General features: G+C 43.8%; 12 protein-coding genes. 11 read left to right on the top strand and 1 reads right to left on the bottom strand.

The features are described from left to right. Positions 1-14: 14 nt before the first annotated feature. The gene (gene infB / locus ACNORC_RS04140) at positions 15-2,756 is read left to right on the top strand and encodes a translation initiation factor IF-2 (RefSeq protein ID WP_418334328.1); all 2,742 of its coding nucleotides are present in this window, start codon (positions 15-17) and stop codon (positions 2,754-2,756) included. 67 nt (positions 2,757-2,823) lie between these two features. Here infB and ACNORC_RS04145 read toward each other — a convergent pair whose 3' ends face one another. Then, the gene (locus tag ACNORC_RS04145) at positions 2,824-3,210 is read right to left on the bottom strand and encodes an SPOR domain-containing protein (RefSeq protein WP_418334329.1); all 387 of its coding nucleotides are present in this window, start codon (positions 3,208-3,210) and stop codon (positions 2,824-2,826) included. Positions 3,211-3,426: 216 nt separating this feature from the next. Here ACNORC_RS04145 and ACNORC_RS04150 point away from each other — a divergent pair, with 216 nt between their 5' ends. The 10 genes from ACNORC_RS04150 to ACNORC_RS04195 all read left to right on the top strand — a co-directional run bounded on the left by ACNORC_RS04150 (position 3,427) and on the right by ACNORC_RS04195 (position 17,801). Continuing rightward, positions 3,427-4,779, top strand: a complete 1,353-nt coding sequence (locus tag ACNORC_RS04150; RefSeq protein WP_418334330.1) for a c-type cytochrome — start codon at positions 3,427-3,429, stop codon at positions 4,777-4,779. 25 nt (positions 4,780-4,804) lie between these two features. Next, positions 4,805-7,885: a TAT-variant-translocated molybdopterin oxidoreductase gene (locus ACNORC_RS04155; protein WP_418334331.1), complete on the top strand. Its 3,081-nt coding sequence runs from the start codon at positions 4,805-4,807 to the stop codon at positions 7,883-7,885. A 34-nt stretch (positions 7,886-7,919) separates the two neighbouring features. Further along, the gene (gene nrfD / locus ACNORC_RS04160) at positions 7,920-9,710 is read left to right on the top strand and encodes an NrfD/PsrC family molybdoenzyme membrane anchor subunit (protein ID WP_418334332.1); all 1,791 of its coding nucleotides are present in this window, start codon (positions 7,920-7,922) and stop codon (positions 9,708-9,710) included. A gap of 6 nt (positions 9,711-9,716) precedes the next feature. Then, positions 9,717-10,244 (top strand): DUF3341 domain-containing protein, encoded by a 528-nt coding sequence (locus ACNORC_RS04165; protein WP_418334333.1) that lies wholly within the window; start codon positions 9,717-9,719, stop codon positions 10,242-10,244. A gap of 4 nt (positions 10,245-10,248) precedes the next feature. Continuing rightward, entirely contained in the window at positions 10,249-10,923 is a 675-nt protein-coding gene (locus tag ACNORC_RS04170) for a c-type cytochrome (RefSeq protein ID WP_418334334.1), read from the top strand. Positions 10,924-10,943: 20 nt separating this feature from the next. After that, a complete protein-coding gene (locus ACNORC_RS04175) occupies positions 10,944-12,335 on the top strand; it encodes a quinol:cytochrome C oxidoreductase (protein ID WP_418334335.1) in 1,392 nt (463 codons plus the stop codon). A 27-nt stretch (positions 12,336-12,362) separates the two neighbouring features. Next, positions 12,363-13,484, top strand: a complete 1,122-nt coding sequence (locus tag ACNORC_RS04180) for a cytochrome c oxidase subunit II (RefSeq protein ID WP_418334336.1) — start codon at positions 12,363-12,365, stop codon at positions 13,482-13,484. A gap of 18 nt (positions 13,485-13,502) precedes the next feature. Continuing rightward, positions 13,503-15,320, top strand: a complete 1,818-nt coding sequence (locus ACNORC_RS04185) for a cytochrome c oxidase subunit I (RefSeq protein WP_418334337.1) — start codon at positions 13,503-13,505, stop codon at positions 15,318-15,320. 86 nt (positions 15,321-15,406) lie between these two features. After that, a complete protein-coding gene (gene ruvB, locus ACNORC_RS04190) occupies positions 15,407-16,429 on the top strand; it encodes a Holliday junction branch migration DNA helicase RuvB (protein WP_418334339.1) in 1,023 nt (340 codons plus the stop codon). A 49-nt stretch (positions 16,430-16,478) separates the two neighbouring features. Beyond that, complete coding sequence (locus ACNORC_RS04195; RefSeq protein WP_418334340.1) at positions 16,479-17,801, top strand: cytochrome P450; 1,323 nt, start codon at positions 16,479-16,481, stop codon at positions 17,799-17,801. Position 17,802 lies beyond the last annotated feature (1 nt).

Below are 17,802 nucleotides of genomic sequence, written 5' to 3' on the forward strand. Positions count from 1 at the left end.
TTAGAGGGCAATTTATGGCTGAAGCAAAAACAATGCGATTAAATAAAGTATTACGCGAATTCAATATCTCGCTGGATCGTGCTGTGGAATACTTGAATTCCCAGGGTCACGAGATCGAGGCGCGTCCTACTACTAAAATTTCCGGAGAGATCTACCAGGTGCTTTTTGATGAATTTCAAACCGACAAAAGCAAGAAGGTAGCCTCGAAAGAAGTGGGCGAAGAGAAGCGGAAAGAGAAGGAGGAGATTCGTTTGGCCAGGGAAAAGGAACTGGAAGAAAAACGAAAGCAGGAAGAAAAGCAGGAAGTCATTAGAGCCAAAACAAACCTGGAAGGCCCAAAACAGGTAGGTAAAATTGACCTCGATAAGCCCAAAGCTGCCCCCGCCAAAGAAGAAAAAGCTGAGCAACCACCGGTTGAAGAGAAAAAAGCACCTGAACAGCCACAGGTCGAAACTCCAAAACCAGAAGAACCTGCGAAGCAAGAAGAGCCTAAACATAAAATAGGAGAAGAGAAAGCGAAAGCCAAAGCCCCGACTGCTGAAAAAGCGAAAGCTGAAGAGAAGAAAGAAGAGCCTGTCTCTCAACCTGAAGAGCAGAAAGAAGAAGAATCTTCAACTGTTACTACCAAATATCAAAAACTTAGCGGCCCTAACTTTACCGGAGAAAAGATCGACCTTTCCCAGTTTAAGAAGCCGGCCAAGAAGAAAGATGATAAGAAGGCAGAGGAAGAAAAAGAGAAGCGCAAGAAGCGTCGCCGCAGAATAAGCAAAGATGTGAAAGGTGCTCCAGGGGCAGGTGCCGGAGCCGGTGCCAAAAGCCGTGGAAAACGTACCCGTCCTGTTACTAAAGAAGAGCCTAGCGAAGAAGAAGTTCAAAAGCAGGTTCGGGAAACCCTTGAAAAACTTCAGGGTAAATCCAGTAAAGGTCGCGGTGCAAAATACCGAAGAAATAAAAGAGATACCCACCGTCAAAGAACTGAGGAAGCTCAGCAGGAGGATAGCCAAAAGATCCTTAAGGTTACAGAATTCGTAACTGTAAGTGAAGTGGCTACCATGATGGATGTTCCGGTAACCAAGATCATTTCGGCCTGTATGTCGCTTGGAATGATGGTGACCATGAACCAGCGTTTGGATGCTGAAACTCTTTCTATAGTTGCAGATGAATTTGACTATGAAGTTGAATTTGTGACTGCCGATATCGAAGAATCAACAGAAGTAGCTCCCGAGAATCCTGAAGATCTGGAACCAAGAGCTCCAATTGTTACCGTAATGGGTCACGTTGACCACGGTAAAACTTCCTTACTGGATTATGTTCGTAAAGAGAACGTAATTGCCGGGGAGAGTGGTGGTATTACCCAGCACATTGGTGCCTACGGTGTAAGACTTGAAGGTGGTCAAAAAATCACCTTTTTGGATACCCCGGGTCACGAGGCGTTTACCGCGATGCGGGCGCGTGGTGCACAGGTTACTGACCTTGCTATCATTGTGATCGCTGCTGATGATGATGTGATGCCGCAAACAAAAGAAGCTATTTCTCACGCACAGGCTGCGGGAGTACCTATAGTATTCGCGATCAATAAATCTGACCTGCCTACAGCAAATCCTGAGAAGATCAAGGAGAAGCTGGCTGGAATGAACCTTCTGGTTGAAGACTGGGGAGGTAAGATACAGTCGCAGGATATTTCTGCAAAAACAGGAATGGGTGTAAAAGAGCTGCTTGAAAAAGTACTTCTGGAAGCTGAGATCCTTGAACTGAAAGCGAATCCGGACAAACTTGCCAATGGTACCGTAGTGGAAGCCTACCTGGATAAAGGTCGTGGTTACGTCTCTACCATTTTGGTACAATCCGGTACTTTGAAGATCGGAGATTATGTTCTTGCAGGTAAACACAGTGGTAAAGTGAAGGCAATGCAGGATGAACGTGGAAATGATGTGAAGGAAGCCGGACCGTCAACACCTGTTTCTATCCTTGGATTGGATGGTGCGCCACAGGCCGGTGACAAGTTCAAAGTAATGCTGGATGAAAGAGAAGCAAAAGATATTGCTGCTAAGAGAACCCAGTTGCAAAGAGAGCAGTCGGTACGTACGCAGAGACACATTACTCTGGACGAGATTGGTCGTCGTATCGCTCTTGGAGACTTCAAGGAACTTAACATTATCCTGAAAGGGGATGTGGATGGTTCTGTGGAAGCATTGACAGACAGTTTCCAGAAATTGTCTACAGAAGAGATACAGGTGAACATAATTCACAAAGGGGTAGGTGCTATTACTGAAAGTGATGTGTTGCTGGCTTCAGCTTCAGATGCGATCATTATCGGCTTTAACGTACGTCCTGCAGGAAATGCGAGACAGGTAGCTGATAAGGAAGAAATCGACATCAGAACTTACTCTATTATATATGACGCTATCAACGATCTTAAAGATGCGATGGAAGGAATGCTTTCTCCTGTAATGAAGGAAGAGATCACTGGTAACGCAGAGATCAGAGAGATATTCAAAGTGTCTAAGATTGGTTCAATTGCCGGATGTATGGTTACCGATGGTAAGATCTACAGAAACTCACAGATCAGGTTGATACGTGACGGAGTAGTAGTCTATACCGGGGAGCTTGCTTCCCTGAAGCGATTCAAAGACGACGTGAAAGAAGTATCGAAAGGATATGACTGTGGTCTTCAAATTAAGAACTACAATGATATTAAAGAAGGTGATGTAGTAGAAGCCTTCCAGGAAGTGGCCGTTAAGAAGAAACTTAAATAAGTCAAACCTGTACATATATAAAAAGGGATGCGAGTGCATCCCTTTTTTTGTTCCTTGTTTTGTGATATTATTTTCTTTCCGGCTTAAACCTAAAAGCAGCGGGAAAAGACTTCTTGATTTCCATAAGAGCGCGGTCAGCTTCCAGGCTGTTCCTGAAGTTACCGATCCATACCTTATAATTAGGAGTCTCATAAACAATGGTAGAGGGCCATTGAGCATATAGGGACCGGTATTCTTTGATCACTTTGCTGGCCTCATTGTTGTCTCCTGAAAAAAGCTGGATCCTGTAACGATCTCCCAATCGGCCTTCCTTGACCATCTCAGTTTTTTTCTCCAGCAGCTCGGGAATGATCTCATCCTGTTCTATTCTTACCTGCCCTTGCTGAGCTACACTAATTCCGACGAAACCGATTAAAAATGATGCGGTTAAAATAAATTTCCTTTTTCTGTTCATCTGGGTTTAATTTTCTGACAAACAAAAGTATAACTTAATCTCTGAAAAGAGCTCTTTTTCTTTATTTAGAACAATTATAAATTAATCATCCTTCCTCTCAAATCGAACTTAAGTATTACTTTTGTCGGTAAATTTTCCGGTGCCTAAAACATGATATTTATCAGTTATTTATTCGTGTAAAAATCGTACCAAAAAGACGTTAATTCAACTTATAATATGAAAAAGGTGAAAAACCGCCATTCAGTCGCTCGATTACTTTTACTCAGTGTATCGTTGTTTTTATCTTTTAACACGCTTGTTTTTGCTCAGGAATCCCCGCTTTCAGAAGAAGAAGAGGTAGTGCAGGGACCTGAAGAAGCATCTGTTGAGGCTGAGCCTTCGGGAGGTGATGTAGCTGCGGGTAAAGAGATTTTCAATACCCTTTGTGCTGCATGTCACAAACTGGATAGCAAATCAATTGGTCCCGCGTTGAGAGGTGTTGCTGATAGAAGAGATTCGGAGTGGTTGCACAGCTGGATAAGAAATAGTTCGGCTATGATAGCGGCTGGTGATGAGGAAGCTGTTGCTATCTATAACGAATATAATCAGGTGGCGATGCCGCCTTTCCCACAGTTGAGTGATGCTGATATTGATAATATCCTCGCGTACGTTAGTCAGCCAAAACAGGTTCCTCAGGAACAGAAAGTAGTTGGCGATGGTGCTGGAGCCGGAGCTGGGACTGGAGGTGGAATCTCAACTGAAATAGTGCTTGGCATCCTTGCTTTTGTACTGTTGATGTTGTTGGTGATCCTTTACCTGGTGAACAAAACATTGCGCAGGTTTGCGGCTGCAAGCGGGGTTGAGATCCCGGAAAAACCAAAAGGCAAGCCGATCTGGAAAGCATTTGTTGAAAACCAATTTTTAGTGCTTGTTAGTGCTGTTATCCTTGTGCTGGTTGGTGCGTATTTTGCTTACGGCTGGATGATGCAGGTAGGAGTTGATCAGGGATACCAGCCTGTTCAGCCAATCCACTTCTCACACAGAATTCACGCTGGTGATAATCAGATAGAATGTAAATTCTGTCACTCTTCTGCCCGCGTTTCGAAAACGTCAGGAATACCTTCTCTTAATGTTTGTATGAACTGTCACAAATCTATTAGTGAGGTAGCTGTAGAAACAGGTACTGAAGAATATTCAAAGGAATTTTATGACGGTGAGATCGCTAAATTATATGATGCAGTGGGTTGGGATGTGGCAGAACAGGCCTATACCGGGGAGACTGAACCTGTTAAATGGGTGAGGATCCACAATTTGCCGGACTTTGCTTACTTCAACCACTCTCAACACGTAGAGGTTGGGGGCATTGCTTGTCAAACCTGCCACGGTCCTGTACAGGAGATGGAGATCATGTATCAAAATGCACCGCTTACTATGGGATGGTGTATCAACTGTCACCGTACCACGAATGTGAAAACTGCAGGTAATGAGTACTATGAGAAGGTTCATGAGGAGCTTTCCAAGAAATATGGTGTAGAGGAATTAACTGTTGCTCAAATGGGCGGAATTGAATGTGGTAAATGCCACTATTAATTAAAATAAGGAGAAATTTAAATATATGTCATCAAACAAGAAATACTGGCAAAATCTTGAAGAACTGAAAGATTCAAGTTCTATTGTTGAGGCGCATCGGCAGAAGGAATTTGCAGAGGAAATACCTACAGATGAGTTCTTGGGCAATAAGGAATCTCTTGAAAGTTCGACGACTTCCCGCAGGGACTTCTTAAAGTATGTTGGCTTTAGTACAGCTGCTGCTTCCTTGGCGGCTTGTGAAGGGCCTGTAATGAAATCAATTCCTTACGTTGTGCAGCCGGAGAGAATAGTTCCGGGAGTAGCTAATTACTATGCTACTACTATGGCTGACGGTTTTGATTTTGCAGGGGTGCTTGTAAAGACCCGTGAGGGACGGCCAATTAAAATTGAGCAGAACACAATGTCAACCACCGGTGCCAATGCACGGGTGCAGGCTTCTGTTCTTTCCTTATATGATAATAAGCGGCTTCAGAGACCAATGGCCAACGGTCAGGTGGTTTCCTGGGAGCAGTTTGATAAAGAAGTAAAAGATAAACTTAATACTGTTTCCGGAGAGATCGTGCTCCTTACTCAAACTTTTGCAAGTCCGTCTACTTCAAAATTGATCAATGAGTTTTCTCAAAAATATACGAATGTAAGACATGTGGTGTATGACACGGTTTCTGAAGATGCTGCTCTGGATGCTTTCCAGGCACGCTACGGAACCCGGGCATTGCCGTCTTATGACTTTTCTAAAGCGGAAACTATCGTTTCTGTTGGAGCTGATTTCCTTGGAGATTGGGCCGGTGGTGGTTATGATGCAGGGTACGCTAAAGGACGTATTCCGAAGAATGGAAAAATGTCCCGCCACGTACAATTCGAATCTAACTTCTCTTTGACCGGAGCGAATGCCGACAGGCGTGTTCCTGTTACCATTTCACAACAAAAAATGGTGTTGGCTGCCCTTCATGGATATGTGACAGGTGGTTCAGCTTCTAACAATCTGCCGGCAAATATTGATGATGCTGTGGCGAAAGCTGCAAGACAATTGCGTAAGGCAGGAAGTAAGGCTGTTGTTGTTTCAGGAATTCCTGAAACCGATGCTCAAACTTTAGTGCTTGCCATCAATGAAGCTCTTGGTAGCCAGGTGATGAATACTGAAGATCCAAGAATGATCAGGCAGGGGAATGCTGCTGCAGTGAAGCAATTAGTAGCGGATATGAATTCCGGCCAGGTTGGCGCTTTGTTGATAGCCGGAGTGAATCCTGCATACAGTCTTCCTTTTGCTGAAGAATTCGTAGAAGGTCTTAAAAAAGTGAGTCTTACAGTGGCTTTCTCCATGAAAAAGGATGAAACCGCTTTGCTTTGTAACTACATTGCGGCTACTCCTCATTATCTTGAGAGCTGGGGTGATATTCAACTTACTAAAAAGAAGTATGCCTTGATGCAGCCAACTATCAAACCTTTGTTTGATACAAGCCAGTTCCAGGATACTCTTTTACGATGGACAGATAACAACACTTCTTACTATAACTATTTAAAAGAAACCTGGTCAGGTGCTATGGGATCCACTTCGTGGAGTCAGGCTCTGCATGATGGCGTCTTTGAAGGTTCAGAACCTGTGGGAGCTGCTTCAATGGCGAACACCGATGCTGTATCGGGTTCAGCAAATAACGACAGTGCTGCGGCCAGAAATATGGCTGCTGCCGGAGGGGAAGGCCTTGAGCTGGAGTTATACACCTCTACTGCAATGGGGTCAGGAAACCAGGCTAACAACCCATGGTTGCAGGAGATGCCAGATCCAATCACCCGGGCTTCCTGGGACAACTACCTTAAGATCTCCAGATTTGATGCGGAAGCATTGGGGCTTGAGAATGAGCATGTTGCTGATGGAGCGTTGAACGGTAGCCTCGTCAACCTAAAGGTGGGTGATAATGTAATTACAAATGTTCCTGTATTCATTCAACCGGGGCAGGCAAAAGGAGTAGTTTCCCTTGCGCTTGGATACGGTAAAAAAGAAGGAATTCAAAAAGAAATGCAGGTAGGTGTAAATGCCTTCCCGCTATACCAGGACTTTAAGTCTTTCCAAAATGTGACTATTGAAAAAGCACCGGGAATACATGAATTTGCATGTCTTCAGTTGCATACTACATTGATGGGAAGAGATGATATTATTAAAGAGACCACTCTGGAGATATTCAATACCAAAGATGTACATGTTTGGAACAAGATCCCTGAAGTTTCTTTGAATCATGTTGAGACGCCGGTAACTTCCGCAGATGTTGACCTTTGGGATGGTTTTGACCGTTCTACAGGGCATCACTTCAAAATGTCTATTGATCTTAACGCATGTACCGGTTGTGGTGCTTGTGTGATCGCCTGTCAGGCAGAGAACAACGTTCCTGTAGTGGGTAAAGAAGAGGTGCGTAAATACCGTGACATGCACTGGCTGCGTGTTGACCGCTACTACTCTTCTGAAGATACCTTTGAGGCTGATGTCGAGAAGAAAGATAATATGTCCGGATTGGGAGATGCTCTTTCTCAGTTTGGTGAAATGGAAATGGCTTCTGATAATCCTCAGACCGTATTCCAGCCTGTAATGTGTCAGCACTGTAACCACGCTCCATGTGAGACTGTATGTCCTGTGGCAGCAACTATGCACGGTCGTCAGGGTCAAAACCAGATGATCTATAACAGATGTGTGGGAACACGTTACTGTGCGAACAACTGTCCTTACAAAGTGAGAAGGTTCAACTGGTTCCTTTACAATAAGAATGATGAATTCGATTACAACATGAACAACGATCTTGGTCGTATGGTATTGAATCCTGATGTGACAGTACGTTCAAGAGGGGTGATGGAAAAATGTTCTCTATGTATCCAGAAGACTCAGAAGACAATTCTTGACGCGAAGAGAGATGGTAGAGAGGTTAAGGATGGAGAATTCCAAACTGCATGTTCTTCAGCTTGTGATAAAGGAGCGATTGTATTTGGAGATGTGAATGATGATAGCAGCCAAATCAGAAAGCTGGCTGAAGATGATAGAAAGTACCATCTTTTGGAATATGTGGGTACAAAACCGAACGTGATGTACCAGACCAAGGTTCGAAATACAACTGAAGCATAAAAAATCATTTTAAAGAATTAATTATAATAAGCATATGTCTCACTACGAAGCACCCATAAGAAAGCCTCTAGTACTTGGCAATAAGACCTATCATGATGTGACGGCCAATGTGGCTGCGCCGGTGGAAGGACGGGCCAACAAATCCTGGTGGATCGTTTTCTCTATTGCCCTTGTTGCCTTTCTTTGGGGATTAGGTTGTATTATATATACGGTTTCTACAGGTATTGGTACCTGGGGTCTTAACAGAACTGTAGGTTGGGCCTGGGATATTACCAACTTTGTTTGGTGGGTAGGTATTGGTCACGCCGGAACACTGATCTCTGCGGTACTGTTGTTGTTCCGTCAGAAATGGAGAATGGCTATTAACAGGTCTGCAGAAGCAATGACCATCTTTTCCGTTATCCAGGCAGGATTGTTCCCAATTATTCACATGGGTCGTCCATGGTTGGCATACTGGGTACTCCCAATTCCTAACCAGTTTGGATCATTATGGGTGAACTTTAACTCCCCGCTGTTATGGGACGTTTTCGCGATCTCTACTTATCTTTCCGTTTCCCTTGTTTTCTGGTGGACAGGATTACTACCTGACTTTGCTATGATAAGGGACCGTGCTGTAAAACCTTTCCAAAAGAAGATCTACGGAATCCTGAGTTTTGGATGGAGTGGACGGGCAAAAGACTGGCAGCGTTTTGAAGAAGTATCCCTGGTACTTGCCGGGTTGGCTACTCCGCTGGTACTTTCTGTACACACCATTGTATCCTTTGACTTTGCTACTTCAGTAATTCCGGGATGGCATACCACGATCTTTCCTCCATACTTCGTTGCGGGGGCGATCTTCTCTGGATTTGCCATGGTGAACACTCTTCTCATTATTATGAGAAAGGTTTCCAATCTTGAAGACTATATTACTATTCAGCATATTGAATTGATGAACATTGTGATCATGATCACAGGTTCCATCGTAGGGGTTGCATATATTACTGAGCTTTTCATGGCCTGGTATTCAGGTGTGGAATATGAGCAGTATGCATTCCTTAACCGTGCTACCGGACCTTACTGGTGGGCTTACTGGGCGATGATGACCTGTAACGTGTTCTCGCCGCAGTTCATGTGGTTCAAAAAATTAAGAACGAGTATTATGTTCTCCTTCTTTATTTCTATTGTGGTTAACATAGGAATGTGGTTTGAGCGTTTCGTTATTATCGTAACCTCCCTTCACAGAGATTATCTTCCGTCTTCATGGACAATGTTCTCACCAACATTCGTGGACATAGGAATTTTCATCGGGACTATCGGATTCTTCTTTGTGTTGTTCCTTCTGTATGCAAGAACCTTCCCGGTTATTGCTCAGGCAGAGGTTAAGACCATCTTGAAATCTTCCGGAGAAAAATATAAGAAATTAAGAGAAGAGCATGGTGATCACGTTAGCCATGTGGATCAAAACCCATGGGGAAGAGAGCCTAAGGCAAATAAAGAGGAAGGATGGATCAGTAGGGATGAGCATGAGAATACTAAAGAGCATAATCCTACTGCACATACTGAAACACTAACAGACTCTGAAGTCGATAAGGATAGGGTTGATTCAATGTTGGAAAGAATTGGAACATTTGATCCTGCCACTCAATCTGCAGACGATCTTCAGAAGCTCAATGGAGTTGGACCGGTAATGGAGCAGAAACTACACCAGGTTGGTATCTACACTTATGAGCAGGTGAGCCGACTTACAGCTGATGATTATGAGCTGCTTGAAAAGATCATTGATAACTTCCCGACTCCTGAAAACCGTGGTGATTGGAATGGGCAGGCAAACGAACTTAAAAAATAGAGAATAATGGCATCTAAAGTTATACACGCACTTTATACCGATGATGACTTGCTGTTACAGGCCGTAAAGCAAGTAAGGGAGGCTCGTTACAGAATTTCTGAAATATATACTCCTTTTCCGGTGCACGGTTTGGACAAAGCGATGGGGCTTGCTCCCACCAGGATCGCTATCACATCTTTCATTTACGGGTGTATTGGTTTGGCCGTTGCAGTTAGCATGATGAACTATATCATGATAGAGGACTGGCCAATGGATATTGGAGGAAAACCAAGCTTTAGCTTCCTTCAGAACATGCCGTCTTTTGTGCCGATCATGTTTGAGCTTACCGTATTTTTCGCTGCTCACCTTATGGTATTCACATTCTATATGAGGAGTAAGATTTGGCCTTTTAAAACAGCTGAGAACCCGGATGTTAGAACCACCGATGACCATTTTCTTATGGAAGTGGAAGTAGCTAATCACAACACAGAAGACCTTACAGACTTTTTGTTCAATACCGGTGCTTCTGAAATTAAACTAACAGATAAGAAATAAACCAATGAAAAGTTTATTTAGAACATCCATATTTTTCATTTTGGCAGTGAGTTTGGTGTCCTGTATGGATAACTCAAAGCCTAATTACCAGTATATGCCTAACATGTACGAAACGGTAAGTTATGAACCCTATGGAGCATACGATGTATTTGTTAATCAGCAGGAAGCTAAATTGCCTGTAGAGGGTACTATTTCAAGAGGATGGATGCCTTATGATTATGAAAATTCTATGGAAGGCTTTCAGGCTGCAAAAGCTAATCTTGAAAATCCGTTGCCTTATACTGAGGAGAACTTGCAAAAAGGAGAAGCCCTGTACACAATATATTGTGCAGTGTGCCATGGAGACAAAGGGGATGGTAAAGGTATTCTGGTACAAAGAGAAAAATTTCTTGGAGTACCTTCTTATGATGACGTAGGAAGGGCTATTACTGAAGGGAGTGTTTACCATGTTATGTATTACGGCTTGAATGCCATGGGGTCTTATGCCTCACAAACTTCTATCGAGGAACGTTGGCAGATTGCTCATTACGTGATGAAACTTAAAAATGATCTTGAAGGAGGCCCAGAAAGGGAATATGTAAATGAGGAAGATCTGATTCCTGCAGTGAATGCAGAAAAGGTGATGGAGCCCCTTGAGGATTCAACTACCACAGAAGAGGAAAATCAAAACGAAGAATAACAGCATTTAGATATATTAATATGTACACGCTATCCAGTAAATTAAAATTATTTTCTATCATTCTTATGGTAGTAGGTCTGATAGGCTTGGTCTACGGATTTATTGCTGCACCTTCCTCTATTGAAGACGTTAGGGAAATGGTGGCTCACGACGGGCATGGAGAGGTTATGGAAACCCCTGTGACAGGCCAATTGGAAGATGAGCTGGAAGATGACGAAGAAGGCTTTGACTTTGTGCCTTCAGAACACCAATTAGATACTGAACGTGCTGATGAGAATGAACATATGATGGCTGAAGATGATGAGCTGGTTCATCTGGAGCATGTTCTGCACCAGTTGCAAAATAAGCCTTGGGCTGCACTTTATGTGGCTGCATTCTTTTTCTTCATGATCTCCCTGGGAGTGATGGCTTTCTATGCTGTTCAATATGCTGCCCAGGCAGGGTGGTCACCGGTATTGTTCCGGGTGATGGAAGGTATAACTTCCTACCTGTTACCGGGAAGCCTTATTGTATTCGTTTTATTACTTCTTTCCGGATTGCACTTGAACCACCTGTTTGTGTGGATGGATCCTGAAGTAGTAGCGCATGACGAGATCATTCAGAATAAATCGGGATTCCTTAATGTTCCATTCTTCTTGATAAGAGCGGCTATTTATATTGCCGGGTGGAACCTGTTCAGATACTTTATGAGAAGAAATTCCTTACGTCAGGACGAAGCAACCGATAATGTTTGGTACAAAAAGAACTTCAAACTGGCCGCAGGATTCCTCGTATTCTTTATTGTTACTGAGTCCATGATGTCATGGGATTGGATAATGAGTGTGGATCCACACTGGTTTAGTACCCTTTTTGGATGGTATGTATTTGCGAGCTTGTTCGTATCAGGTATTACCGTGATCGCATTGGTAACTATTTACCTGAAGTCAAGAGGATTTTTGCCTTTTGTGAACGACAGCCATATTCATGACCTTGCCAAGTTCATGTTCGGGATCAGTATCTTCTGGACCTATCTATGGTTCTCCCAGTTCATGTTGATCTGGTACTCTAATATTCCGGAAGAGGTTACGTATTTTGTATCCCGAATAGAAGATTATAACCTTGTATTCTTCGGAATGGTGGCCATAAACTTCCTGTTCCCGGTTCTGTTGTTAATGAACTCAGACTTCAAACGAGTGAACTGGTTTGTGGTAGCTACCGGTATTGTCATCCTTATTGGTCACTATCTTGACATCTTTGTAATGATCATGCCGGCAACAGTTGGAGAATCCTGGTTCATTGGAATACCTGAATTAAGTGCATTAGCATTCTTTGGAGGATTGTTTATTTTTGTAGTATTCAGCAACCTTACAAAAGCGCCTTTACTTGTGAAGAGAAATCCGTTCAGAAAAGAGAGCGAGCATTACCATTATTAGAAAATTGTATAAAGAAGAAATTAAGAAATGACTGTATTTTTAATCATCATAGTAGTAGCGCTTTTCGCGATAACTATCTGGCAACTTACCAAGATCTTCCAGTTGTCAAGAAGCACTGTACCCGGTGACTCGACAGAGGTGGCTACTGATAAGGACAACCGTACACAGGGAAATATCCTGTTGGCCTTCGGAATAGCATTCTATATTTTCATGCTGTACAATTTCTGGGCATTCGGAGACCGCGCTTTACCGGCGGCTTCGTCTGAACACGGTATCGAGTATGATAACCTGTTGTTGATCACCATGGCTGTGATCATGTTCGTGCAGATCATCACTCAGGGGCTGCTGTACTACTTCTCCTTTAAATACCAGGGTAAAAAGGGCAAAAAAGCCTTGTTCTTTGCAGACAATGATAAACTTGAGTTTGTGTGGACCATCATTCCGGTGATCGTTCTTGCCGGACTTATCATCTACGGATTGTTCACCTGGTCTGATATCATGGATGTGGCCGAAGAAGAAGATCCTATTGTTATTGAATTATATGCTCAGCAGTTCAACTGGACCGCACGCTATGCCGGAGAGGATAACGTACTTGGAAAAGCCAACGTACGATTTATTGAAGGTTCTAATACTCTGGGAGTTGATGTAAGTGACCAATACGCTTACGACGATGTGATCGTGGGTGAACTTCACCTTCCTGTAGATCGTCCCGTGTTGTTCAAGTTTAGATCACAGGATGTGTTGCATTCTGCTTATTTCCCACACTTCCGAGCACAAATGAACGTTGTTCCGGGAATGATCACGCAGTTTTCCTTTACCCCAACGGTTACTTCCGAAGAGATCAGGGAAACAGAATATATGAGGGAAAAAGTTGCAAGGATCCAGGATATCAGAAAAGAGAAAAATGTTGCCCTTACTGCCGAAGGGGGAGAACCTTTGACAGATTACAACCAGTTTGACTATTACCTGTTGTGTAATAAGATCTGTGGTGTGGCACACTACAATATGCAAATGAAGATCGTGGTTGAAACTCAGGCTGAGTTTGAGGCATGGATGGCAGAACAAAAGAAGTTCAGTGAAACGATGGAGCCACTTGACGGATCAACGCCGGAAAGTGATGTAGAAGTAGCCCAGGTAGAAAATAATTAAAGTTAAGATTAAGATAATATGTCAGTAGTAGGACACGCAGAGGTTAATGATCACGCTCATGATGACCACCACCATGAGGGTACTTTCATAACAAAGTATATTTTTAGCATGGACCATAAGGTTATTGCCAAGCAATACCTTTTCACGGCTCTTATTATGGGAATTATAGGGATAGCAATGTCTGTATTTTTCCGTATGCAGTTAGCCTGGCCTGCAGAATCATTCAAGATATTCGAGATGTTCCTTGGGAAATGGGCTCCGGGAGGAGTAATGAGCCCCGAGATCTATCTTGCTTTGGTTACCATTCACGGTACTATCATGGTATTCTTTGTACTTACTCAGGGATTGAGTGGTACCTTTAGTAACTTACTTATTCCGCTCCAAATTGGAGCAAGGGATATGGCTTCCGGATTTATGAACATGGTTTCCTACTGGTTGTTCTTTATCTCCTGTATCATTATGCTTGGATCTTTGTTCGTGGAAGCTGGACCGGCATCGGCGGGGTGGACAATCTATCCTCCATTGAGTGCACTGCCACAGGCAATTGGTGGTTCGGGACTCGGAATGACGCTATGGCTTACTTCTATGGCCATCTTCATTGCGTCTTCATTATTAGGATCGCTTAATTATATTGTTACTGTTATCAACCTTAGAACCAAAGGAATGTCAATGACCCGTTTGCCATTGACCATTTGGGCTCTTTTTGTGACTGCTATCATCGGGGTTGTTTCTTTCCCTGTATTACTTTCAGCAGCTCTTATGTTGATCATGGACCGTAGCTTTGGAACTTCATTCTTCCTGAGTGATATTTACCTTAAAGGGGAAGTACTACACTACCAGGGAGGTTCACCGGTACTTTTCGAACACCTGTTCTGGTTCCTGGGGCACCCTGAAGTTTATATCGTTATTCTTCCTGCCATGGGTATTGCTTCTGAAGTGCTGGCAGCGAACTCGAGAAAACCTATTTTTGGATATCGTGCAATGATCGCTTCGATCCTTGGTATCGCTTTCCTTTCAACCATCGTTTGGGGACACCACATGTTCGTGTCCGGTATGAACCCGTTCCTTGGATCTGTATTTACCTTTACCACTCTTTTGATCGCGATCCCTTCCGCAGTGAAAGCGTTTAACTGGATCACGACCATCTGGAAAGGTAACCTGCAGTTGAACCCTGCGATGTTATTCTCCATTGGATTCGTTTCTACCTTCATTACAGGAGGTTTGACCGGGATCATTCTTGGAGACAGCACACTGGATATTAACGTTCACGATACTTACTTCGTGGTAGCTCACTTCCACTTGGTAATGGGTATCTCTGCGCTATATGGAATGTTTGCAGGTATCTATCACTGGTTCCCTAAGATGTTCGGTAAGATGATGAACAAGAACATGGGATACATTCACTTCTGGGTGACCATTGTTGGAGCTTACGGAGTATTCTTCCCGATGCACTTTGTTGGAATGGCTGGTCTTCCACGTAGATACTATGACAACACTGCCTTCCCATACTTTGATGATCTTGCAGATATCAACGTTTTGATCACCATCTTTGCGATCATTACTGCACTGGTACAACTGGTATTCCTGTATAATTTCATTCACTCTATTTTCTTCGGAAAAAGGGCGACTGCAAACCCATGGAATGCAACTACATTAGAATGGACTACACCTATAGAACCTATACATGGTAACTGGCCGGGAGAATTACCAACAGTGTACCGTTGGGCATATGACTACAGTAAGACTAATGAGAATGGGGAATATGTGATTCCGGGGCAGGATTTTGCACCGCAAACGGTTCCGCTTCAAAAAGACGAAGAAGAACTCAATCACTAGATCTCATTTTTGCACCTATAAAGAAAAGCCTTTTCGAAACCCGAAAAGGCTTTTTCTTTTATCTTTGCTGAACTAAATAATTGACTATGAACGAGCACCTCGATCCTACAGGGGAAAATTTTTCTTCTGATGAACTGGACATTGAAAGAGCCTTAAGGCCCCTGGAATTTGACGATTTCGCAGGCCAGGATCAGGTACTTGATAATCTCAAGGTTTTTGTAGAAGCAGCCAATCAAAGGGGAGAGGCCCTTGATCACACCCTTTTTCACGGCCCTCCGGGATTGGGAAAGACTACCCTGGCCCATATCCTGGCGAATGAGCTGAATGTGGGAATAAAAGTCACCTCAGGACCTGTTCTTGATAAACCGGGAGATCTCGCCGGATTGCTTACCAATCTGGATGAACGTGACGTTCTGTTCATTGATGAGATACACCGTTTAAGCGCGGTGGTGGAAGAATATCTCTACTCGGCCATGGAAGATTATAAGATCGATATCATGATCGAGACCGGGCCAAATGCACGGTCTGTTCAGATCAATCTCAACCCTTTTACTTTAATCGGTGCGACTACCCGTAGCGGATTGTTAACTGCTCCAATGAGAGCCCGCTTCGGGATCTCCAGCAGGCTGGAATACTATACTACCGAATTACTCTCAGATATCGTTCAAAGAAGTGCCCATATCTTAAAGGTGCCAATCTCTATGGAAGCTGCCATCGAGATCGCCGGACGCAGCCGGGGAACTCCGCGTATCGCCAATGCCTTATTAAGAAGGGTACGCGACTTTGCCCAGATCAAAGGGAACGGAAAGATCGATATTGAGATCGCCAAATACAGCTTGAAGGCTTTGAATGTGGATGCCCACGGACTCGATGAAATGGACAATAAGATCTTAACCACCATTATTGATAAGTTTAAAGGTGGCCCGGTAGGAATTACAACTTTGGCAACAGCAGTAAGCGAGAGTGCAGAGACCATTGAAGAGGTATATGAACCTTTCCTGATACAGCAGGGATTTATACAAAGAACTCCCCGCGGTCGTGAAGTCACCGAGGCGGCTTACCGCCACTTGGGACGCGAGAGAGGCGGAATACAGGGAGGATTATTTTAACCTACAAACCCAAAGGTTTCAAAAACCTGTGAGGTTTAGAAGAAAAATCATGAAAGAGATCAAAGGAATTCCCAAAGTATCCCGGCTGCGGTTTTACGCCAATGCCCGCAGGATCCTGAAGAACCCGTTACCCTTTCATCATGAACGCTTCGAAGCCCTTGGAGATACCTTTCAGCTAAATGTGGGCTGGGGCAGGACGGTGATCTTTTCCCGTGATCCGGAATTGGCTGAATACGTACTCACAAAAAATCAAAAGAACTACACAAAATCACCCATCCAGACTGAGGATGTAGCCAAATATCTTGGTAAAGGTCTTCTTACCTCTGAAGGGGAATATTGGCGAAAGCAGCGCAAATTAATACAGCCTGCCTTTCATAAAAAACAGCTGGTTAATTTGCTCGGCAGTATGAATTCGGCTATTCTCGAAGAGCTGAAAAAGGTGCGGACAGATCAGCCAATGGATATTTTCCCCGTCTTCAACGACCTGGCTTTTCAAACTGTGGTAAAATCGCTTTTTAGCAGCGCCGTGGGGCAGGAGGAGATCGGCAGGCTGCAGTATATTACAGAGTCGGCGCAAAAGATGCTGGTGCGGGAGCTGCGGCAGCCGTATTTGAACTGGTGGTTCAGGTTGCATGGGGATATTCGGCACAACCTTGAACTAACGCATGAAGCACGTGACATTTTACAACGTCTTATCGATGAACGCAAGGCTTCCGGGGAGCGCCGGGATGATCTGCTGGACATGCTGTTGGACGCCCGTTACGACGACGGCACGGCTATGAGCGAAAAACAGCTCATTGATGAGATCCTCATCCTGTTCACTGCAGGTCATGAAACCACTTCCAATGCTCTTACTTTTACCTGTGAATTGTTGGCCCGTCATCCTGAGGTTCAGGAAAAAGTGGCTGCCGAAGTAAAAGAGGCCAAAGAAAGCTCTGAAGATCTTTTTGAATTACTTCGGAAGTGCAGCTATACCCAGCACGTCATCGAGGAAGCAATGCGCCTCTATCCGCCCGCATATTTTATCGACAGGGTGAATATTGAGGAAGATGATTTCGAAGGAAAACATTTTCCGAAGGGCTTAAGCCTGCTTTTTTCGGTTTATGAGATCCACCGCAATCCAAAGTTCTGGAAGGATCCCGAAAAATTCAATCCTGATCGCTTTTCTGAAGGGCGCAAGAGTTTCTATTATCCCTTTGGTGCCGGTCCGCGCAAGTGTATTGGCAACAATTTTGCGATGTATGAAATGGTGCTGACGATTGCTGAACTGGTTTCAAGGTTCAGAATAAGCACCAATAAAGAAAAGATCGAAATTTTACCTTTGATCACGCTCAAACCAAAGAACGCAATCCTTAGGTTCCAAAAACGCTGAT

The organism is Salinimicrobium soli, from assembly GCF_048323655.1.
Lineage (GTDB): Bacteria > Bacteroidota > Bacteroidia > Flavobacteriales > Flavobacteriaceae > Salinimicrobium > Salinimicrobium soli.

Bases quoted from the DNA above. Each gene is read 5' to 3' on its own strand.
- infB (WP_418334328.1), top strand. From the start codon at position 15: ATGGCTGAAGCAAAAACAATGCGATTAAATAAAGTATTACGCGAATTC.
- ACNORC_RS04145 (WP_418334329.1), bottom strand. From the start codon at position 3,210: ATGAACAGAAAAAGGAAATTTATTTTAACCGCATCATTTTTAATCGGT.
- ACNORC_RS04150 (WP_418334330.1), top strand. From the start codon at position 3,427: ATGAAAAAGGTGAAAAACCGCCATTCAGTCGCTCGATTACTTTTACTC.
- ACNORC_RS04155 (WP_418334331.1), top strand. From the start codon at position 4,805: ATGTCATCAAACAAGAAATACTGGCAAAATCTTGAAGAACTGAAAGAT.
- nrfD (WP_418334332.1), top strand. From the start codon at position 7,920: ATGTCTCACTACGAAGCACCCATAAGAAAGCCTCTAGTACTTGGCAAT.
- ACNORC_RS04165 (WP_418334333.1), top strand. From the start codon at position 9,717: ATGGCATCTAAAGTTATACACGCACTTTATACCGATGATGACTTGCTG.
- ACNORC_RS04170 (WP_418334334.1), top strand. From the start codon at position 10,249: ATGAAAAGTTTATTTAGAACATCCATATTTTTCATTTTGGCAGTGAGT.
- ACNORC_RS04175 (WP_418334335.1), top strand. From the start codon at position 10,944: ATGTACACGCTATCCAGTAAATTAAAATTATTTTCTATCATTCTTATG.
- ACNORC_RS04180 (WP_418334336.1), top strand. From the start codon at position 12,363: ATGACTGTATTTTTAATCATCATAGTAGTAGCGCTTTTCGCGATAACT.
- ACNORC_RS04185 (WP_418334337.1), top strand. From the start codon at position 13,503: ATGTCAGTAGTAGGACACGCAGAGGTTAATGATCACGCTCATGATGAC.
- ruvB (WP_418334339.1), top strand. From the start codon at position 15,407: ATGAACGAGCACCTCGATCCTACAGGGGAAAATTTTTCTTCTGATGAA.
- ACNORC_RS04195 (WP_418334340.1), top strand. From the start codon at position 16,479: ATGAAAGAGATCAAAGGAATTCCCAAAGTATCCCGGCTGCGGTTTTAC.